At 68.6% G+C, this 20010-nt stretch carries 22 protein-coding genes; 4 read left to right on the top strand and 18 right to left on the bottom strand.

Annotation, left to right across the window (positions count from 1 at the left end):
- Window positions 1-22: 22 nt before the first annotated feature.
- The 4 genes from ST3T6A_RS0107365 to ST3T6A_RS0107350 are packed head-to-tail and all read right to left on the bottom strand — an operon-like array spanning window position 23 to window position 3202.
- A complete protein-coding gene (locus ST3T6A_RS0107365; protein WP_019832270.1) occupies window positions 23-739 on the bottom strand; it encodes an NAD-dependent deacylase in 717 nt (238 codons plus the stop codon).
- Between the two features lie 53 nt (window positions 740-792).
- Window positions 793-1581: a LysR family transcriptional regulator gene (locus ST3T6A_RS0107360; protein WP_019832269.1), complete on the bottom strand. Its 789-nt coding sequence runs from the start codon at window positions 1579-1581 to the stop codon at window positions 793-795.
- A gap of 4 nt (window positions 1582-1585) precedes the next feature.
- Window positions 1586-1984 (bottom strand): Co2+/Mg2+ efflux protein ApaG, encoded by a 399-nt coding sequence (gene apaG, locus ST3T6A_RS0107355; protein WP_019832268.1) that lies wholly within the window; start codon window positions 1982-1984, stop codon window positions 1586-1588.
- Window positions 1985-1993: 9 nt separating this feature from the next.
- Window positions 1994-3202, bottom strand: a complete 1209-nt coding sequence (locus ST3T6A_RS0107350) for a trans-sulfuration enzyme family protein (protein WP_019832267.1) — start codon at window positions 3200-3202, stop codon at window positions 1994-1996.
- Between the two features lie 102 nt (window positions 3203-3304).
- Here ST3T6A_RS0107350 and ST3T6A_RS0107345 point away from each other — a divergent pair, with 102 nt between their 5' ends.
- Window positions 3305-3856, top strand: coding sequence for a glutathione peroxidase (locus ST3T6A_RS0107345; RefSeq protein WP_019832266.1), 552 nt, complete (start codon window positions 3305-3307; stop codon window positions 3854-3856).
- Between the two features lie 31 nt (window positions 3857-3887).
- Here the strand turns inward: ST3T6A_RS0107345 and leuB are convergent, their stop codons facing one another.
- The 5 genes from leuB to ST3T6A_RS0107320 all read right to left on the bottom strand — a co-directional run bounded on the left by leuB (window position 3888) and on the right by ST3T6A_RS0107320 (window position 10127).
- Complete coding sequence (gene leuB, locus ST3T6A_RS0107340) at window positions 3888-4931, bottom strand: 3-isopropylmalate dehydrogenase (RefSeq protein ID WP_026359513.1); 1044 nt, start codon at window positions 4929-4931, stop codon at window positions 3888-3890.
- A 46-nt stretch (window positions 4932-4977) separates the two neighbouring features.
- A complete protein-coding gene (gene recO, locus ST3T6A_RS0107335; RefSeq protein WP_019832264.1) occupies window positions 4978-5712 on the bottom strand; it encodes a DNA repair protein RecO in 735 nt (244 codons plus the stop codon).
- 47 nt (window positions 5713-5759) lie between these two features.
- Window positions 5760-7604 carry a phosphoenolpyruvate carboxykinase (GTP) gene (locus ST3T6A_RS0107330; RefSeq protein WP_019832263.1) on the bottom strand — a complete coding sequence of 615 codons (1845 nt, stop codon included), beginning with the start codon at window positions 7602-7604 and terminating at the stop codon, window positions 5760-5762.
- Between the two features lie 186 nt (window positions 7605-7790).
- On the bottom strand, window positions 7791-9710 hold the full coding sequence (gene uvrC, locus ST3T6A_RS0107325; protein ID WP_019832262.1) for an excinuclease ABC subunit UvrC: 1920 nt from the start codon (window positions 9708-9710) through the stop codon (window positions 7791-7793).
- Between the two features lie 39 nt (window positions 9711-9749).
- Complete coding sequence (locus tag ST3T6A_RS0107320; protein ID WP_026359511.1) at window positions 9750-10127, bottom strand: putative quinol monooxygenase; 378 nt, start codon at window positions 10125-10127, stop codon at window positions 9750-9752.
- A 95-nt stretch (window positions 10128-10222) separates the two neighbouring features.
- On the opposite strand from ST3T6A_RS0107320, the gene ST3T6A_RS0107315 reads away from it, so the two are divergent.
- Window positions 10223-10771, top strand: a complete 549-nt coding sequence (locus ST3T6A_RS0107315) for a DUF4337 family protein (RefSeq protein WP_019832260.1) — start codon at window positions 10223-10225, stop codon at window positions 10769-10771.
- A gap of 81 nt (window positions 10772-10852) precedes the next feature.
- On the opposite strand, the gene ST3T6A_RS0107310 is transcribed toward ST3T6A_RS0107315, so the two are convergent.
- From ST3T6A_RS0107310 to ST3T6A_RS19565, 8 genes are all read right to left on the bottom strand, one after another.
- Window positions 10853-11407, bottom strand: coding sequence for a F0F1 ATP synthase subunit B family protein (locus tag ST3T6A_RS0107310; RefSeq protein WP_019832259.1), 555 nt, complete (start codon window positions 11405-11407; stop codon window positions 10853-10855).
- Between the two features lie 11 nt (window positions 11408-11418).
- Complete coding sequence (locus ST3T6A_RS0107305) at window positions 11419-11910, bottom strand: F0F1 ATP synthase subunit B family protein (protein WP_019832258.1); 492 nt, start codon at window positions 11908-11910, stop codon at window positions 11419-11421.
- Between the two features lie 54 nt (window positions 11911-11964).
- Window positions 11965-12198, bottom strand: a complete 234-nt coding sequence (locus ST3T6A_RS0107300; RefSeq protein ID WP_019832257.1) for a F0F1 ATP synthase subunit C — start codon at window positions 12196-12198, stop codon at window positions 11965-11967.
- 40 nt (window positions 12199-12238) lie between these two features.
- Complete coding sequence (locus ST3T6A_RS0107295; protein WP_019832256.1) at window positions 12239-12997, bottom strand: F0F1 ATP synthase subunit A; 759 nt, start codon at window positions 12995-12997, stop codon at window positions 12239-12241.
- A gap of 65 nt (window positions 12998-13062) precedes the next feature.
- Window positions 13063-13383 carry an AtpZ/AtpI family protein gene (locus tag ST3T6A_RS0107290; protein ID WP_019832255.1) on the bottom strand — a complete coding sequence of 107 codons (321 nt, stop codon included), beginning with the start codon at window positions 13381-13383 and terminating at the stop codon, window positions 13063-13065.
- Between the two features lie 114 nt (window positions 13384-13497).
- Entirely contained in the window at window positions 13498-13884 is a 387-nt protein-coding gene (locus ST3T6A_RS0107285) for a YdbL family protein (RefSeq protein ID WP_019832254.1), read from the bottom strand.
- Complete coding sequence (locus ST3T6A_RS0107280) at window positions 13881-14066, bottom strand: YnbE family lipoprotein (protein ID WP_037538025.1); 186 nt, start codon at window positions 14064-14066, stop codon at window positions 13881-13883. The genes ST3T6A_RS0107285 and ST3T6A_RS0107280 overlap by 4 nt, the downstream gene beginning before the upstream one ends.
- Window positions 14067-14113: 47 nt before the next feature.
- Window positions 14114-17209, bottom strand: a complete 3096-nt coding sequence (locus ST3T6A_RS19565; protein ID WP_162140515.1) for a YdbH domain-containing protein — start codon at window positions 17207-17209, stop codon at window positions 14114-14116.
- A gap of 108 nt (window positions 17210-17317) precedes the next feature.
- On the opposite strand from ST3T6A_RS19565, the gene radC reads away from it, so the two are divergent.
- Window positions 17318-18001, top strand: coding sequence for a RadC family protein (radC, locus tag ST3T6A_RS0107270; protein WP_026359506.1), 684 nt, complete (start codon window positions 17318-17320; stop codon window positions 17999-18001).
- Between the two features lie 4 nt (window positions 18002-18005).
- On the opposite strand, the gene ST3T6A_RS0107265 is transcribed toward radC, so the two are convergent.
- Window positions 18006-18431, bottom strand: coding sequence for a hypothetical protein (locus tag ST3T6A_RS0107265; protein ID WP_019832250.1), 426 nt, complete (start codon window positions 18429-18431; stop codon window positions 18006-18008).
- Between the two features lie 179 nt (window positions 18432-18610).
- Here ST3T6A_RS0107265 and purB point away from each other — a divergent pair, with 179 nt between their 5' ends.
- Window positions 18611-19930 carry an adenylosuccinate lyase gene (purB, locus tag ST3T6A_RS0107260; protein WP_019832249.1) on the top strand — a complete coding sequence of 440 codons (1320 nt, stop codon included), beginning with the start codon at window positions 18611-18613 and terminating at the stop codon, window positions 19928-19930.
- Window positions 19931-20010 lie beyond the last annotated feature (80 nt).

Genomic DNA, 20010 nt, shown 5'->3' with positions numbered 1-20010 from the left:
CCGCCACCGGTGCACGATGGGATCAGCTCACCGCCGCCTGCTCCGCCAGAATCTCGTCGACCCATTCGGGCACCATCACGCTCGCCGGCCCCAGCCGCGTCTCGTGGAAAAAGACGCTGCCTGCCGACGGCTCCAGATTCAGCTCCAGCGTGTCGGCCCCGGCATGGCGCGCGGCCTCGACGAAGCCCGCCGCCGGATAGACCGCGCCCGACGTGCCGATCGACACGAACAGGTCCGCCTCCATCAGCGCGCGATCGATGCGCTCCATCTCGTAGGGCATCTCGCCGAAGAACACGATGTCCGGGCGAAGCGCATCTTGCCCGCAAATCTCGCAGCGCGGGCCGCCGAGCATGTCGCCGCCGAACAGCCGCCGCTCGCCGCAGCCTTCGCACAGCGCCGACAGCAGCTCGCCATGCATGTGCAGGATGCGCGCCGCGCCGGCCCGCTCGTGCAGGTCATCGACATTCTGGGTGACGATCAGCAGCTCGCCCGGCCATTCCGCATCGAGCCGCGCCAAGGCCTCATGCGCCGCGTTGGGAGATACCGTGGTGAGCGCACGGCGCCGCTGGTCGTAGAATTCCAGCACCAGCGCACGATCGTGCTCCAGCGCTTCCGGCGTGCAGATATCCTCGACGCGGCGGCCTTCCCAGAGGCCGTCCGGCCCGCGGAAGGTCGCGAGTCCGCTCTCGGCCGAGATGCCCGCGCCCGTCAGGACGACGATCTTCTGGATGTCCGGCATGAACGCGATTGTGCCATGCCGGCGACCGAAAGGCGAGGTCGCCCTTCGGCGGATCAGGCCGTCAGCGCGGCGACCAGAGCGCGGACCTTCTTCTGCCGCCACTGGGGCAGCGGCGCGATCAGCCAATAGCTGTTCGTCGACGCCTTCTCCGCCAGCTTCGCGACACGCCCGGCAGCTACATCCGCCTCGGTGAGCAGCGCCGGCACCGTGGCGCGGCCAAAGCCCGCTGCCGCGGCATCCAGCGCGAGGCCGGCATCCGCCACCGTCACGCCCGCGCCCTTGGCCTCGTCGGCGAGGCAACCGGGCCAGGAGATCACCGTCTCCGCCCCGCCCTCGACGCCCACCGTCCAATAGCTGGGGGTGCCGAGCGAGACGCCCTCATGCTCGCCCTTCCCGTCCGTGAAGCAGATGGCGAGGTCGAGATTGGCCTGCGTGAAATCGAGCCCCTCGTCCGACGAGAGCAGCACGAAGCGCAGCTCGGGATCGGTCTTCGCATAGGTCGCCAGACGTGGCGCCAGCCACTTGGCGAGGAAATCGCGCGGCGCGGCGATGGTGAGCGTCTTGGAGGACTGGCCCGCCTGCATGGCGCGCACCGCCTCCTCGAACTGGAGGAAGCCGGCGCGCAGCGCCTCCAGCCCCGCCTCGCCCTCGGGCGTCAGCTCCAGCCCGCGCGTCGTGCGGCGGAAGAGGACGACGCCCAGCGTGTCCTCCAGCGCGCGGATCTGCTGGCCGACGGCGGCCGGCGTCACCGCCAGCTCGTCGGCGGCGCGGGTGAAGCTCAGATGGCGGGCGGCGGCGTCGAGCACGCGCAGGCCGTTCAGCGGAAGATGGGTGCGCTTCATGCGATCAATGCGCCGTCGCCGGGGCCAGCAGCGGGAAGCGCGGGATCGGCGCCTCGAAGGCCGTGCCGTCCTCCGCGATCATCCCGTAGCTGCCTTCCATGGAGCCGTTGGGCGTCTGGAGCGGGCAGCCGGACACATAGTCATAGCTCTCGCCCGGCTCGATCATCGGCTGATCGCCGACCACCCCTTCCCCCCGCACATCGTGCCGATCGCCCCGTCCATCCGTGATCATCCAGTGCCGGGTGAGCAGCTGCACCGCCTGATCCCCATCATTCTCGATGCGGATATGATAGGCCCAGAACCAGCGGCCATGCGCGGGCTCGGACTGTTCGGGCAGATAGCTCACCGACACGCGGACGGTGACGCCGCGCTCGCTATGCTCATAGGGGAAGAGCGCCTTCATCGGATCTCCTTACAACCCCACCGAGCGGAGCGCCGAGTCGAAATCCTCGATGACGTCGTCGGCATCCTCCAGCCCGATGGAGAGGCGCAGCATCCCCTCGGTGATCCCCATCCCGGCGCGTACCTCCTCGGTGAGGCCGGCATGGGTGGAGGAGGACGGGTGCGTCATCAGGCTGCGCGAGTCGCCGATATTGTTCGAGATATCGACGAGCTGGAGCGCATCGAGCAGCCCATGCGCCTGCTTGCGCCCGCCATCGAGGAAGAGCGACAGGATCGTGCCACCCGTGGACATCTGCCGCATCGCCAGTTCGTGCTGAGGATGCGAGGCGAGGCCCGGATAGAGCAGCCGGGGCACGCGCTTTTCGAGGAAGCTCGCAACCTTCAGCGCGTTCTCACTCTGCCGCTGAACGCGCAGGTCGAGCGTCTCCAGCCCCTTCAGCACCACCCAGGCGTTGAACGCCGAGAGCGTCGGCCCCGTGTTGCGGGTGAAGGCCAGCAGCGTGTTCTCGATGAAGTCCCGGTTGCCCGCGACCGCGCCGGCCAGCACGCGGCCCTGCCCGTCCATCAGCTTGGTGGCCGAGTAAGCCACCACGTCGGCCCCGAATTCCATCGGCCGCTGAATGATCGGCGAGGCGAAGGCATTGTCCACCACCGTGGTGATGCCGTGCTTCTTGGCGATGTCGCAGATGCCACGGATGTCGCAGATGTCGAGCGTCGGGTTGGCCGGCGTCTCGAAGAAGAAGACCTTGGTCTCCGGCCGGACCGCCGCTTCCCATGCCGCCGTGTCGCTGCCGTCGACGATGGTGGTGGCGATGCCGAATCGCGGCAGCAGCGTGTCGGTGAGCCAGCGGCACGAGCCGAACGCCGCCCGAGCGCCCACCAGATGGTCGCCCGCCGAAAGCTGGCACAGCAGAGCCGCCGTCATCGCCGCCATGCCGGACGCCATGGAGCGCGCGGCCTCGGCACCCTCCAGCAGCGCGATTCGCTGCTCCAGCATCTCCACGGTGGGGTTCTGGAGGCGCGAATAGGTCATGCCCTGCTGCTCGCCGGCGAAGCGCGCTGCCGCGTCCGCCGCACAATCATAAGCGTAGCCCGATGTCAGGAAGAGCGCTTCCGACGTCTCGCCAAATTCCGAACGAACGGTGCCGCCGCGCACCGCCTGCGTTGCCGGCCGCCAGCGCGTGGTGACGCTGCGGTCCTGTCCCGTGTGCCTCTTCATCGCGACACGCTTTGCCGCGCCGGGCGCGCCCCCGTCAATGCGCCGCTTGAACCAAAGTCCGCCCCGTCCGATATTCACAGGCGAGTCAGAGGAGCCCCATCCATGACCTGCGAACTTCAGCAGATTCCGCTCAAGACCATCGACGGCAAGGACAGCAATCTCGGCCTGTTCGCGGGCAAGGTGCTGCTGGTGGTGAACACCGCGTCGCGATGCGGCTTCACCCCGCAATATGAGGGACTGGAGGCGCTCTACGAGAAATATCGCGACGAGGGCTTCGCGGTGCTGGGCTTCCCCTCCAACGACTTCGGCCAGCAGGAGCCCGGCAGCAATGCCGACATCGCGCGCTTCAGTGCGGAGCGGTACGGCGTGGATTTCCCGATGTTCTCGAAAATCTCGGTCGCCGGCGAGAGCCGGCATGCGCTCTATGATGAACTCGTCACCGCGCAACCCGTGGCCGATGGCGACGACGAGTTGCGCGAGCGGCTGCGCGAACGCGGCATCAAGACGACCACCGGCTCGGAAATCTCATGGAACTTCGAGAAGTTCCTGATCGGCCGCGACGGCGATGTGGTCGCCCGCTTCTCGCCGGATACCGCCCCCGACGACGACGCCCTCATCAGCGCCATCGAGCGGGAGCTGTTCGCCAGCGAATAAGCCGTAGATTCTCCCCGCCGGGCGGGGAGGATCAGAGCGCCGCCAGCACCGCGTCGCCCATCTGGGAGGTGGTGGTCGTGCCGCCGAGATCGGCGGTGCGATGGCCGGCGGCCAGCGCGGCGGCCACGGCGGCCTCGATGCGATCGGCTTCCGCCGGCTTGCCCAGCGAATAACGCAGCATCATCGCCGCCGACAGGATGGTGGCGAGCGGGTTGGCCTTGCCCTGCCCGGCAATGTCCGGCGCGGAGCCGTGGATCGGCTCGTACAGGCCCTTCTTGTTCACATCGAGCGTTGCCGACGGCAGCATCCCGATCGACCCCGCGCACATCGACGCCTGATCCGAGAGGATGTCGCCGAACAGATTGCCCGTGACGATCACGTCGAACTGGCCGGGGTTGCGCACGAGCTGCATCGCGGCGTTGTCGACATACATGTGGCTCAATTCGATCTCGGGATAGTCGCGCGCCACCTCGATCACCACGTCGCGCCAGAGCTGCGACGTCTCCAGCACATTGGCCTTGTCCACCGAGCAGAGCCTGCCGCGCCGCGCCTTCGCCGTCTCGAAGCCGACGCGGGCGATGCGGGCGACCTCGTCCTCGTCATAGCTCATGATGTCATAGCCCTGACGGCGGCCGGCGGGGGTGGTGCGCATCCCCTTCTCGCCGAAATAGACGTCGCCATTGGTCTCGCGGACAATCACGAGATCGATCGAGCGCGCAACCTCCGGGCGCAGCGCCGAGGCGTCGGCCAGCTCGGGGAAGAGCTTGGCGGGGCGCAGGTTGGCGAACAGCGCCAGCTCCTTGCGCAGCCCGAGGATAGCCTGTTCCGGGCGCAGCGCGCGCTCCAGATGGTCGCAGGAGGGATCGCCCACCGCGCCGAACAGCACGGCGTCCGCGCGCTTGGCAAGGTCGAGCGTCGCGGGCGGCAGCGGATGCCCCTCGGCGCGATAGCCCGCCGCGCCCACCGGCGCTTCCTCATAGCTGAGCGCGGTGCCGCACACGGCATCGAGCACGCGACGCGCCTCGGCGGTCACTTCGGGTCCGATCCCGTCTCCGGGCAACAGCGCGATCAGCATGGGCAAGTCCTCCGATGTGGAATTGCCGCCGCCCATGCCAGCCGGCTCACCCCTCGGCAAGCCGCCTGACCCGCGCCACCAGCCTCTCGCGCGCATCGAGCACGCCGGAGCGCGGCCCGGAGAGCAGATCGCGCTCCAGAAAGAAGCCCGTGAGGCGCAGCGCGTCGCTCACCTCCGCCCAGTCCGCCTCCCCGCCATGGAGCAGGAAATGCGGCAGCGGCAGCAGCTTCGCCGCATAAGGCTCACCCGCCGCGCGGGACACCGCCTGCCCGCTCCTGGGGCTGACCCAGGCGAGATCCTCCGTCTCCCCCGTGGCGACGCAGGTGGCGAGATCGAGCCCGAAGCCCAGCTCCGAGAGGAGCAGCAACTCGTAGCGCACCAGCGCCCCCGCCCAGCCCCGCGCGGAGGGCGCCGCCTCGACCGCCGCCAGCACGCCGTCGAGCGCGTGATAGAGGCGCGGGAAAGTCAGCCCCTCGGGCAGCGCGGTCGCGGTGAGCGCCGTCACCCACTCGATCGCGGCGGCGGGCAGCGGCTCGGCGAAGAGGCCCGCGCGGCTATGGACCAGCTCCACCGTCAGCCCGGCAAGCTGCTCCTCATTGCGTGCGCGGAAATCCGCAGCGACGAGATTGCCCGGCAGCAGCACCGGCCGCAGCCGCCGCGAATGGCCGCCGCGCACATAGCCGGGCTGGAGCCCGTCCTCCGGCGTCAGCAGGCGCGCCACCGCCCCATGCTCGCCATGGGCGCGCACGGCGCAGACGATGGCGGTGGCCTCGATATGCATGACGCCCTGTTAGGGCTTCCGCCGGGCCACCGCCAGTTGGGTCGGCATCAGGCGTTGGCCAGCCTCTGTTCGAGCGCCGCCTGCTCCTCCAGCATCGCCTCGGGCAGATGATCGCCCAGCCGCGCCAGATCGCGGGCGGAGAGCGCCGCTTCCTCGATCCAGACGCTCGGGTCCACCGCCAGCAGCTCGTCGAGCTTCGCCTGCGGCATGTCCAACCCGTCGAGATCGAGCGAGCCCGTCGCTGGCACGCGGCCGATCGGGGTGTCGCGCGCCTCGGCACGGCCCTCGATGCGGTCGACGATCCATTTCAGCACGCGGCTGTTCTCGCCATAGCCCGGCCAGAGGAACTTGCCCTCCGCGCCCTTCCGGAACCAGTTGACCAGATAGAGCCGCGGCAACTGCGCCGGATCGGACGCAGCCGACGCCCCGATCCGCAGCCAATGCTCGAAATAATCGGCCATGTTGTAGCCGCAGAAGGGCAGCATCGCGAAGGGATCGCGGCGCAGTTCGCCCACCTTCCCCTCGGCCGCCGCCGTGCCTTCGGACGCGATGTTGGCCGCGAGATAGACGCCGTGCTGCCAGTCGAACGCTTCCGTCACCAGCGGCACCGCCGTCGCGCGACGGCCGCCGAACAGGATCGCCGAGATCGGCACGCCCGCCGGGCTGTCCCACTCGTCCGCGATCACAGGGCATTGCTCGGCGGGCGCGGTGAAGCGGGCGTTCGGATGCGCCGCCGGCGTGCCGAGCGAGGCGTCCCAGCGATTGCCGCGCCAGTCGGTCAGGCCTTCCGGCGGGCTGTCGGTCAGCCCCTCCCACCACACGTCGCCATCATCGGTGAGCGCGGTGTTGGTATAGATGCAGTTGGCATGGAGAGTCTCGACCGCGTTGCGGTTGGTCGCCATCCCCGTCCCCGGCGCGACGCCGAAGAAGCCGGCTTCCGGGTTCACCGCATAGAGCCGCCCGTCCTTGCCGAAGCGCATCCAGGCGATGTCGTCGCCGATCGTCTCGGCCTTCCAGCCCGGGATGGTCGGCTCCAGCATCGCCATGTTGGTCTTGCCGCACGCGCTCGGGAAGGCGGCGCAGACATAATGCACCGTCCCCTCCGGCGAGGTGAGCTTGAGGATCAGCATATGCTCGGCGAGCCAGCCCTCGTCGCGCGCCATCACCGAGGCGATGCGCAGCGCGAAGCATTTCTTGCCGAGTAGCGCATTGCCGCCATAGCCCGAGCCATAGGACCACACTTCACGCGTCTCGGGATAATGGACGATCCACTTCTCGTCCGAGCAGGGCCACGCCACATCCTTGTGCCCGCGCAGCAGCGGCATCCCGACCGAGTGGACGCAGCGGACGAAGAAGCCATCGTCGCCCAGCATCTCCAGCGCAGGCGTGCCCATGCGGGTCATGATCTTCATGCTGGCGACGACATAGGGGCTGTCGGTCAGCTCGACGCCGATCGCGCTCTTGTCCGAGCCGAGCGGCCCCATGCAATAGGGCACGACATACATCGTGCGGCCCTTCATGCAGCCGCCGAACAGCGGGTTGAGCGTCGCGCGCATCGCGTCCGGGTCGCGCCAGTTGTTGGTGGTGCCGGCATCCTCCTCCCGCTCGGAGCAGATGAAGGTCCGGCTCTCGACACGCGCGACATCGCGCGGATCGGAGCGGGCGTAGAAACTGTTGGGCCGCTTGGCCGGATCGAGCGGGATCAGCGTCCCCGCCTCGACCATCAGAGCCGTCATCTCCTGCCATTCGGCCTCGGAGCCATCGCACCAGCGGATCGCATCCGGCTTGGTGAGCGCCGCGATCTCGTCGACCCACGCCAGCAGCGCCGCGTGTCGCGTCAACGGTTTCGCATGCCCGTGCATATGCACAGGCTCATAGAGCAACGTCGCCATTCATCTTCTCCCGCGGGAGCTGCTCTCGCGCCCAAAATGCCGGGCTGCGGGCACTCCTCTCGTCCCGTTCTGTCCAACGGCCTTAGCCCCCGAACGGCTCCGGCGGGAGGCTGACAACGTTGCCTCCCCCTTTATAATATTGCGCGTCCCGTCCCGAACCGGGACCGGCTCGTCGACATGCGAAACTCAGCCGCGCGGGTGAAAATGATCGTGGATCGCCTGCGCCATCGCCTTCGAGATGCCGGGCGCCTTCTCCAGATCCTCCAGCGCCGCACCGCGCACCGCCTTGGCTGATCCGAAGTGCATCAGCAGCGCCTTCTTCCGCGCCGGGCCGATGCCGGGAACATCGTCGAGCGGATTGGCGGTGAAGCTCTTGGCGCGCTTGGTGCGGTGCGCGCCGATCGCGAAGCGGTGCGCCTCGTCGCGCAGCCGCTGGAGATAGAAGAGCAAAGGCGAATTGAGCGGCAGCATCGATTCGCGCCCGTCGGGCAGGTGGAAATGCTCGCGGCCCGCATTGCGGTCCGGTCCCTTGGAGATGCCGACCACGGGCACATCCTCGACCCCCATCTCCTGTAACGTGTCGCACACGGCCGAGATCTGCCCCTTGCCGCCGTCGATCAGCAGCAGGTCCGGCCATTCGCCCGACTTGCGATCGGGGTCTTCCTTCTCCAGCCGGGAGAAGCGCCGCTCCAGCACCTCGCGCATCATCGCGAAGTCGTCGCCGGGGGCCGTCTCGGGGTTGCGGATGTTGAACTTGCGGTAGGCGCCCTTGCGCATCCCCTCCGGCCCCGCGACCACCATCGCGCCGACCATGTTGGTGCCCATGATGTGGCTGTTGTCGTAGATTTCGATGCGGTTGGGCGGACCGTCCAGCTCGAACAGCTCGGCCAGTTCGCGCAGAATCTTCCCCTGCGTGGTGGACTCCGCGAGATGGCGGTCGAGCGCCTCTTCGGCGTTGCGCGTGGCCTGTGCCAGCAGGCGGCGCTGCTCGCCGCGCTGCGGGCGCTTCAGCTCCACCTTGCGCCCCGCCCGTTCGGAGAGCGCGTCGGCGAGCAGCGCCTGCTCCTCCAGATCGCGGTCGATCATCACGAGGCGTGCGGGCGGCACCTCCTCGTAGAATTGCGCGAGGAAGCTCGCCAGCACCTCCTCCTCGGGCACGTCGGCGGTGTGTGCGGGGAAGAAGCTGCGATGGCCCCAATTCTGTCCGCCGCGGATGAAGAAGGCCTGGATGCAGGCCGTCGCGCCCTTGGCGTGGACCGCCCAGACGTCGGCGTCGGACACGCCCTCGGCGTTGATCGCCTGCGTGCCCTGGATGAAGGTGAGCGCGCGGAGGCGATCGCGCAGGATCGCGGCCAGCTCGAAGTCCATCGCCTCGGCGGCGGCGGTCATCTGGTCGCCGAGCTTCTTCTGCACCTGCGTCGACTTGCCGGCAAGGAACGCCTTCGCGTCCTCGACCAGCTCGGCATAATCGGCCTCGCTGATGCGATCGACGCAGGGCGCCGAGCAACGCTTGATCTGATAGAGCAGGCAGGGCCGCGAGCGGTTCTGGAAGAAGCTGTCGGTGCAGGAGCGCAGCAGGAACAGCTTCTGGAGCGCATTGAGCGTCCGCGTCACCGAACCGGCGGAGGCAAACGGCCCGTAATATTGCCCCTTCGCCCGCCGCGCGCCGCGATGCTTCTGCACGCGCGGGAAGGCATGATCCTCTCGCAGCAGGATGAAGGGAAAGCTCTTATCGTCGCGCAGCAGCACGTTGTAGGGCGGCCGGAAGCGCTTGATGAGCTGCGCCTCCAAGAGCAGCGCCTCGGCCTCGGTGGAGGTCGTGACGATCGTCATCGAGCGCGTCTGCGACACCATGCGGAGCAGGCGCTTGGGCAGGCGCGTCACCTGCGTGTAATTGGTCACGCGGTTCTTCAGCGCGCGCGCCTTGCCGACATAGAGCACGTCGCCGCGCGCATCCTGCATCCGATAGACGCCGGGGCGCACCGGCAGCGTCTTCAGCACGTTGCGGATCGCCGCCACGCCCGTTTCCAGATCGGGCTGGTCCGATCCGCGCACGGTGTAGACGGATTTCTCTTCGTTGAATCGGTCGGTCGTCTGGTCGTTCACATCGGCGATGTAAGCGCGCGCCGCAGCGATGCCCAGCCCTCAGCGCTTGAGGCCGATGCCTCCCACCGGCACTGTCGCTACCCCCGTCTCCACCCCCGCAACCAGATCGCGAGCTTTGGCAACGGCCGCCTGCACGGACGGGAGTTGCAACGAGGCATCATGGCTCGCCTCGCTCTCCCACACCTCGGTGATCCAGATCGCGTCGGCGTCCTCCACGTCGCGCGCGACGATATAGCTGAGGCAGCCGGGCATCCCTTCCGCGCCCTCCAGCACGATCGGGATCAGCGCCTCGCGCTGGCCGGCCACCGCCTTCATCTTGCCGATAAGGCCATAGAGATCGGCCTTGCCCGTGGGCGTGGGCGCCGCCGAAGCCGCCGTCGCCGCCATTGATCCGAGCAGGAATACGCGCCGTTCCATGGCGTCAGAATATCGCATCGATCCTGTGCCGCAACCGGAACAAGATGACCGGGATTTCATGCGTTCCGGCCCCTGCCCCACGCTAGAAATCCCCCATGAGCGAAGGAATCGAAACGCCCGAAGGTGGCAATCGCAAACTGAACCGGATGGTGGCGACCACCGTGGTTGCGCTCAGCGTCGTGATGGCGGTGGGCAAGATCAAGGACGACAATATCGTCCAGGCGATGCAGGCCGATCAGGCCGCCAAGATCGATCTGTGGAGCGAATATCAGTCGACCCGGATCAAGGCCCACGACCAGCAGATCGCCGCGACGCTGCTCCGCCGTCTGCCGGGCGCCGGGGCCGACGCCGCGCAGGCCGATCGCGAGGCCGCCCGCTACACCGCCGAGACGCGCGACCTGAAGGCCAAGGCGCAGGCCGCCTCCGACGATTATGACGTGCAGGGCCGCCGCGACGACCAGTTCGACCTGTCGGACGGCTTCCTCTCGATCGCGCTCGCGGTGGCGGCCATCGCCGCGCTGGTGGAGAGCGTCTCGCTGCTCGGCGTCGCCTGGGTGGCGGCGGCGCTGGGCCTGCTCTTCCTCGTCGCGGGGTTCGCCCAGCTTCCCATCCACCCGGACGCGCTGGTCGCCTTCCTGAGCTGAGAGGCGCGCAACGAAAAAGGCCTCCCGCTCATCGCAGGAGGCCTTTTCTGGTTTGGCCGCCCCGCCGGAGCGGGAACGGGATCAGTTGAGGCGCGAGATCGTCTTTTCGACGAGCAGCTTGTCTGCCGCCGCGTCATGACGCTGGCCGATCAGCGCGGCGGCGGCAGCCGTCGCGACGGTCGCCGTCTTGGCGCGGACCTCGGCGATCGCGGCGCGCTCGGCGGCGGCGATCTTTTCCTCAGCCATCTTGCCGCGACGGGCGATCAGCTCATCGGCGTCAACCTTCGCCTGCGCCACGAGTTGCTCGGCCTCGATCTTGGCATGGGCCAGGATCGCCTCGGCGTCGCGGTGGGTGGCGGCGGCGGTGGCCTGCGCCTTGGTGCGGAGCTGCTCGGCCTCGGCGCGCAGAGCCGCGGCCTCGTCGAGCTGCTTGCGGATCGCGTCGATCTTGTGATCGAGGCCACGACCCATCGCCTGCGGCACCTTCTTCCAGACCATGATGAGGATCACCACGATCATCGACAGCGCGACCCAGCCGGGCGCCGCGAGACCGAAAGCGGTATCCTCATGCTCCACCACCGTCGGGGCGACAGTGACGGCGTGAATCGTCTGGGCGGCTTCAGAGTGGACGGTCATCTCTTGCTTCCTCAGGCAGCGAGGCCGGCGCGGACCGCGCCCAGCGCCTCGTCCTCAGTGACCTTCGCACCCGACAGGCGCTCGACGATGTCGCGCGTGATGTCGGTGGCGACCGTCTCGACTTCGGCCAGCGCCTTCACCCGCGCCGCGGCGAGAGCCTCTTCGGCCTCGTGCAGCTTGGTGGCGACGGCGGCCTGCGCGGCCTTCAGGCGCGTGTCGGCATCCCGCAGGGCGCCGTCCTTGGCGGACTGCACCGTGTCGTTCGCACCCTGGTGCGCCTGATCCATCTCGGCATGATAAGCCTGATCGACGGCTTCCGCCTCGTCGCGCGCCTTCTCGGCGGCGGCGAGGTCGCCCGCGATCTTTGCACTGCGGGCGTGGATGGTGCCTTCGATCTTCGGCAGCATCCCCTTGCCGATGACGACGTAAGTGACGGCGAACACGATCAGCAGCCAGAAAAGCTGCGAAGCGTAGATCGTCCCGATTTGATCGATTTGAGGCATCTGTTCCTCCGCCCGTTACCGGGGCCGGGCAAGCCGGCCCCGATGGTCAGGGCGTCAGCCCTTGACGACGAAGAGGATGAGGATCGCGACGACGAACGCGATCAGGCCGAGAAGCTCGGCGGCGGCGAAGCCGATGAAGAGACGGCCCTGCTGGCTGTCAGCGGCCGACGGGTTGCGGAGAGCCGAACCGAGGAACGAGCCGAACACATTGCCCACGCCGAGCGCCGCGAGACCCACGCCGATCGCCGCGAGACCGGCGCCGATGACCTTGGCAGAAGCGAGATCCATGATATTTTCCTCTGTTGAAACAGTGAGTTGTTGAAAGGACTTAGTGAAGGTTGATCGCGTCGTTCAGGTAGAGCGACGTCAGCAGCGCGAAGACATAGGCCTGGATCGCGGCGACGAGGATCTCCAGCGCCGACACGCCGATGATCATCAGGAAGCTCAGCACGCTCACCACCGGGCCGATCGCCGTGCCCGAGTTGATGCCCTGGATCACGAAGCTCGCGAACACGTCGAGCAGGATGTGCCCGGCGGTCATCGCCACGAACAGTCGCAGGCCCAGCGAGAAGGGGCGCACCATGAACGACACCAGCTCGATCAGGAAGATCAGCGGCACCAGCAGTGCGGGCGTCCCGTGCGGGATGAAGAGCTTGAAGAAATGCAGGCCGTGCTTGGCGAAGCCCACGATCAGCACGATCGAGAAGCTCATGACCGCCAGCACGCCGGTGACGGTGATGTGGCTCGTCACGGTGAAGGCGTGGAGGCCGGGGATAATCGCCAGCGGGAACAGGCCGATCAGGTTCGCCGCGAGGATGAACATGAACAGCGAGAAGACGTAGGGCGTGAAGCGCTTGCCCTTCTCGCCGATATTGCTCTCGATCATGTTGTTGACGAAGTCGGTCATCGTCTCGACCGCGGCCTGCCAGCGGCCGGGCACGAGCTGACGCTTCATGCCGCCCATCATGAACAGCCACAGAGCCCCCAGCACGATCACCATGAAGGCCGCGCTGTTGGTGAAGGCGATATTATGACCCCAGACTGCCCAGTCCGCGCCCGCAATCGGGTTCACGCGGAACTGCGACATCGGATCGATTGCGCCGGCTGCTTCGGCTGCCACCCTAGACCCTTCTCATGCTCGAAGCGCCCGAATTACTCCGGGCGCTCGTTCGAAATCCGATAGATGTTCCTGAAGGCGACCACCGTCCCGGAGAACAGCATCACCAGCAGGAGCCAGGGTGACGTTCCCAGCCAGCGGTCGATGAGCCAGCCGATGATCGCGCCACCTGCGGGCCCCGCAATCAGCTCGGTCAGTACGCGGCTGCCCTGGTTATAGCCCTTCCGGGGCTTACCGGCCGCCTTGCCCTTCCTCGCCGCTTCGGCGTTCCGGGCAGCCTTCAACCGCTCATCGAGCGACGACAGGCCTTCCCCCTTCCCGCCTTCCGGGAGCCCTCGGGGATCGTCTTGCGTCATGCCACCTCCCTCCTGGAAGGCCCATGCCGCGGGCGAGCCCCCTAGGCGGGCCACCCATTAGGGAGGGGGCCGGCCTGAGTCAATGTGCGCGGCCCGCCCCCTGTCCGCAGGGTATCAACCGCACTGCGCGGGGAGCTGGATCGGCGCGGCGCCCTTCGTGGCCCACACGCCTTTCGCGACGCTGTAGGAGCGGCCCGGCTTCAGCCCGGCGAGCGTCTTGCAGCCGATCGACGCGGCGAAAGCCTCGATCGGCACATTCTTGCTCTGCGCGACCTGCGTATAGCCTTCGCGCCGCTTGATGTTGATCGCATCCACCTTGGCCTTCACGCCACCCGACGGCGCCTTGGCGAAGCCGAGATAGCCGTCCGCCTGCTCGCCCACCGCGCCCGAGGCCATGGCCGCCTCCACCTCGGCATCCATCTGCGCGAGCGCCGCGGTCGAGCCGCCGAGCGCCAGCGCGAGGCCCATGAAGGCGATACCGATCTTCGATGTCCGCATCATTTCGGGAACAGCTCCGGATTGTTGGTGATGAAGTCCTCAGCGTCCTTCTTCAGGCTGACCACGACCTCTTGCTTCACACTGATGTTCAGGTTGATCTCGATCGGCTTGTCGGGCGCCTTCACCGAGACGCAGCCGGCCAGCATCATCACGCCTGCGGCCAGAACTGAAGAACGTCCGATCATCCTCGAAGGGCTCGCACCCTCACCGCTCGTCGTCAATATCGGCTCGTTCATCGCATGGTCTCGCTTTCGGCGGGCTGAATGGCGGCGGGCGCGCCATTGTTGAGCAGGACGCTGGGGTCCACGAAGGCGCGCGCCGAGCCCATCAGGCCCCGGAAAGGCGCGCGGATCTGGATGTTGAAACGGAAGGGCAGGTTGCGGATCAGCCGCGCCGCCATGGTCGTGTCGCCGGTATCCTGGCGCACGCCGTCGAAATTGACGCGGCTGACGATCTCGCCGTCGAGCTTGCCGTCCAGCCCGATCGAGAGCGCCTGATACCGAATCTTCTTGAGCGCATCGAAAGCGAGCTTGCCGGCCATGCCCAGCTCGGCGTTGGTCAGCTCGCCGACATAAGCGAGGCTACCGCCGCCTTTCCGCGCGACGAGTTCCCCGCCAACGATCCGCCCGCCCGACTGATCGAACAGCATCGGCAGTATGCCGTCGAACGTGCCCGTCGCCGAGATGTTCGGAAAAGCGAGCTGCTGGACGAAGGCGGCGGCGTCCAGCCCCTTCACGCGGAAGGTCAGATGGCGTTCGGCGCGCTGGTCGAAGTCGAGCACGGTCGGGTCGAGCACCAGCTCGCCGCCCGCGAACGGCCAGCGCGCATCCTCCACCGCCACGCGCTGCCCACCGAGAAGCTGGTAATGGACGACGCCGTTCGACACCGCGACGCCGGGGTTCACCTCGGCGATGCGCACCTCCTGCTCCGGCGGCGTCGCAAGGCCGAGCAGATCGGAGAACGCGATCGTGCCGGCGATCTTGCTGACCGGGCCGAAGGCGGCGGCGAGATCGAGGCCGTCGGTGTGGAAGCGGCCGCCGCTAGTGACGCCCTTGTCGCTCCAGTCGATCCGCCCCTGCCCCGCGACCGTGCCGGATACGTTCGCGATCACGCCGAGCGTGAGCGGCGTCAGCACTTCGGGCTGGAGTTGCTTGGGGGCGAAGCCGATCCCCGGCACGTCGATCAGGGCGTGGCCGGTGCCGGTCGACAGGGCGTGGACGATCGAGACATGGGCGATCGCCGTCTCGTGCCTGGGTTCGCGCAGCGTGGCGCTCGCCTCGATATGCCCGTCCGCGAGCCGCAACACCGCATCCCGCGCGACGAGCGGCGCGAAACGGGCCGGCGCCGCCGCGTCGGACACGCCGAGGCCGCCCTTGAGATCGAGCCCTCCGCCAGCAATGCGCCATGTGCCTGCCAGGTCGGCCAGATCGAGCGGCACATGCGCGATTCCCGCCGACGCGCCCTCGAAACGGCCATGGTCGAAGGCGCCGGTAATCGCCTCGGCGTCGAGCCGCGTCACCGCCTCTCCCGCGCCCAGCCGCACCGCGAGCCCCCGAGCCGCGAACCCCGTCCGCGCCAGTTCCACCCGACCCGCGGTGACAGACAGCGGCGACGCGCCGGAATGCCCCCCGAGCCGGACGTTGGCAGCGACCGCGCCGAATCGGAGCGCACCTCCAGCCGGCCGCTCCACGAGCGCGCCGCCGTTGCCGCACAAGCCGACATGCGCCGGATCGAGCCGCACCCCGCTCACCGCGAGGGACCGGAAGCTCAGTGGAGTGCAACGTTCGTCGATGGCGAAGCCGCCCCGCCGGTCGACGCGCCCGGCGATCGGCAGCGTCAGCCCCTCGATCCGGCCGGACGCCACCGGCCCGTCGAGCGTCACCACCGTGGAGAAGCGAAGGCCGGCGTCCGTCCAGCCGAAGCGCAGCGGCGTCATCGCCAGTTGCGCCTTGTCCGCGCGATAGGGCGTGAGCCGCGCCTCGCCCGTCAAAGCCGCCCCGGCGCGTGGCTGCGACACCCGGATGTCCAGCGCCGGCAGGTCGCCTCCGCCGGTCGCGATATGTCCGTCGAGCCGCCACGCCTTGTCCGTCGCCCGCCAACCGAAACCGCCGCCCCGCTCAATCCGCACGAAGCCACCGTGCCGCCCCGTCGCGGTCAGGCGCTGCACCTCGATCATATTGCCCGTGCGGCCGCCCAGCGTCAGCGCGACTCGCGCGTCGACGTCGGCGCTCGCCAGCATCCGGTCGACCGCGCCGGACGCACGACGGGCAAGGGGTGTCACGGGGCTTCCCGCCGGCATGTCAGCCGCCGCCAGCAGCGCCCGCCGCCGCGCCGGGGCCAGTGCAGCATCGCGCAAGGCAAGGTCGCCCGCGAAGGAGACGGCTCCGACGCCCGGCGCGAAGCGGAAGGCGCCGCCGATCATGCCCTTGGCCGCGTGCCCCGCCGAGGTGCCCGGTCCATCAAGATTCAGCCCCGCCGTGCCGACCAGTTCCTTCGCGTCGCCCGAGAAAGTGACAAGCCCCGAAGCCGATCCGAATCGCCCGGCCTCCGCGCCGCCGCCGAAGCCCGCCAGCGCAATCCCGCCCCGCCCACGGTCCAGCGTGCGCGCGAGGCGGATATCCAGCGTCGCCTGCCCCGCTCCAAGACGGAGAGCCTTCTGAGGGCAATCCACGCCCCCGATATCCAGCGGCCCGCTCAGATGGGGCTGGCCGGCGCGCGTCTCCAGCAGGAGGTGCCCGCTCGCCCCGCGAATCGCGCAGCCGCCTGCCGCCAGCGCCGGTGCGGCGAGCCGGATGCTCCCGCTGAACCCGTCGGACAGCAGCCCGCTTCCCTCGAACGCGCCCGTCACCCGGCCGGCCGGCGTATCGAGCATGACCCGGCCGTCATGCAGAGACGCCGCTATCTCCGGCAAGGTCGTCGGCGCGTTGCCCGAGGGCTTGGGAAGCAGCCGGTCGATCGCCCCCAGCGACAGGCGCCCATCGACGACACGCGCCGCCAGACGCAGGCCATCCGCCTGCACCGCCTTCACATAAGGGCCGCCAAGGCCATAGCCGAGCGTCAGGACGATGCTCTTCGCCACCAGATCGGGCCTTGCCGGATCGCCGATGCGCACCGCCTCCAGCCGCTGCTCGAACGGGCCGATCGAGACGATTCGATAGCGCGCGGGCACATGCGCCTCGCTCAGGGTGCGGCCCGCGAAATGCTCGACGATCGGCCGGCGCTCGATCCAGCCGGCCAGAAGCGCCGCCAGCGCGACGCCACCCGCCAGCGCCGCGCCGCGAACGATTCGGCGGTTCGCCGGACTGCGGCCTTCCTCGCCTTCTTCCACGCGCACTCCCAAGCCTCGACCCGAGCCCTGCATAAGGAGAGGGCCGCCACCTTCCCAGCCCGAAACGATCGATTGCGCGGGCCGCTCCGCCTGCTAGCACTTCTCCCGATGAGCGAGATGCTGCCCGACGTCGCCGGACACCGCGCCCGCCTGCGCCGCCGCCTGATCGAACAGGGGGCCGACGCGCTGCTCGACCATGAGATCGTCGAATATCTGCTCGCCCTCGCCATCCCGCGCCGCGACACCAAGCCGCTGGCCAAGGCGCTGCTCCGCGAGTTCGGCGGGATCGGCCCACTTCTTTCCGCCGAGCCCGAAGCCTTGATGCGCGTCCCCGGCATGGGCGAGGCGGCGGCCGGCGCGATCCGCATCGCGCACGCCTCCGCGCTCCGCCTGTTGCGCGCACCGATGGAGGCGCAACCCGTGCTGTCGGGCTGGCAGGCGCTGCTCGACTATCTCCAGGCGGACATGGCGCATATCGGGGTCGAGCGGGTGCGCGTGCTCCATCTCAACACGCGCAACATGCTGATCCGCGACGAGACCATCTCCGAAGGCTCGATCGATCAGGCGGCCGTGCATGTCCGCGAGGTGATCCGCCGCGCGATCGAACTGGGCTCCGCCTCGATCATCCTGGTGCACAATCATCCGAGCGGCGATCCCGCGCCCAGCCGGCAGGACATCGCCCTCACCCGCCAGATCATCGACGCCGGGAGCACGCTGGGCGTCACCGTCCACGATCATGTCATCATCGGCGCGAAGGGCCATGCGAGCCTGCGCGCGCTGGGGCTGATCTAGGGCGTCACTCGCCCGGCGCGCGGGCGCCCGCCGTCACCACCTTGGCCTTGTCGGCCTTCGCCTTGTCGATGGCCATCGGCGCGGGGGTCGCCATCAGGAAGCGGACCATCTCCTCGGGCGTCACGCCGCCGTCATGATCCGCGTCCGCGCGGGCGAAGGCGGTCGCCGTCGCGTTCATAGCGGAGACCGGTGCGATGCCCGCCGCATGGGCACGGGGCGCCACCACGCCGCCATGGGCGCGCAGCACCCATGTGCTGAACTCGAGCGGGGTCAGCTTGCCGCGGCCGGTCGTGTCGTAGCGTGGCCACTCCGCCTTCACGGCGGCCAGCACCTCGGCCCGGCCGGGCTTGTCCGCCGCCTTCGCCGGAGCCGGGATCGCTACCGGCGTTGCCGCAGCACCGGCGGCAAGCAGCGCCGCAAGGATCATCATCGTCGACAGTCTCCTTCGGGCGACAGGGGCTGCCACGGAAAACTTGCTGCCTCATGAACGGCCTGCCGAGACGTTCGGCTGCCGCGCCGCCCTGCCCTCCGACGGCCCCTTTGGTTGCCGCCCCCGCCCCCCTCTGCTAGGCGCGCGGCCGTCATCCCGCCGTCATGAAGGATCCTGCCATGATCCCCCGCTACTCGCGCCCCGAGATGGTCGCGATCTGGACCCCCGAGAGCCGTTTCCGCATCTGGTTCGAGATCGAGGCCCACGCCCTCGACGCGATGGCCGAGTTGGGCGTCGTGCCCAGGGACGCCGCCCGCGCCGTCTGGGACGCCGACGCCAAGGCCGGCCCCTTCAACGTCGAGCGCATCGACGCGATCGAGGCCGAGACCAAGCACGACGTCATCGCCTTCCTGACGCACGTCTCCGAGCGCACCGGCCCGGAAGCCCGCTTCCTCCACCAGGGCATGACCTCGTCCGACGTGCTCGACACCTGCCTCGCCGTGCAGTTGAAGCGCGCCGCCGACATCCTGATCGCCGACGTGGACAAGCTCCTCGACGTGCTGGAGCGCCGCGCGTTCGAGCATAAGCTGACGCCGACGATCGGCCGCAGCCACGGCATCCACGCCGAACCCGTCACCTTCGGCCTCAAGCTCGCGCAGGCGCATGTCGAGTTCCAGCGTTGCCGCAAGCGCCTCGTCGATGCGCGCGAAGAGATCGCCACCTGCGCCATTTCCGGCGCGGTCGGCACCTTCGCCAACATCGATCCGCGCGTGGAGGAATATGTCGCGGACAAGATGGGTCTCGTCCCCGAGCCCGTCTCGACGCAGGTGATCCCGCGTGACCGTCACGCGATGTTCTTCGCGGTGCTGGGCGTGGTCGCCTCGTCGATCGAGCGCCTCGCCATCGAGGTCCGCCACCTCCAGCGCACCGAAGTGCTGGAAGCGGAGGAATATTTCTCGCCGGGCCAGAAGGGCTCGTCGGCGATGCCGCACAAGCGCAACCCGGTGCTGACCGAGAACCTGACCGGCCTCGCCCGCCTCGTCCGCGCGGCGGTGACGCCGGCGATGGAGAATGTGGCGCTGTGGCATGAGCGCGACATCTCGCACTCCTCGGTCGAGCGCGGCATCGGCCCGGATGCGACCATCACGCTCGACTTCGCGCTGGCGCGTCTCACCGGCGTGATGGACAAGCTGCTCGTCTATCCGGCGCGGATGCAGAAGAATCTGGATCGCATGGGCGGCCTCGTCCATTCGCAGCGCGTGCTGCTGGCGCTGACGCAGGCCGGCGTGTCCCGCGAGGACGCCTATCGCCTCGTCCAGCGCAACGCGATGAAGGTGTGGGAGTCGGACGGCGAACTGTCGCTGCTCGAACTGCTCAAGGCCGACCCGGAAGTGACCGCCGCGCTCACCACGAGCGAGATCGAGGACAAGTTCGACCTCGGCTATCACTTCAAGCATGTCGACACGATCTTCGATCGCGTCTTCGGCCGCCACGCCTGAATCTCTCCTCCCCGCTCTGCGGGGAGGGGGACCAGCCGCAGGCTGGTGGAGGGGAAGGCGCGACGCTTAACCCNCCNCNC

This window comes from Sphingomonas sp. PR090111-T3T-6A (assembly GCF_000383095.1).
GTDB lineage: Bacteria > Pseudomonadota > Alphaproteobacteria > Sphingomonadales > Sphingomonadaceae > Solisphingomonas.
The sequence above is the reverse complement of the archived record's forward strand: the minus strand, read 5'-3'. Positions and strand labels throughout refer to the sequence as shown.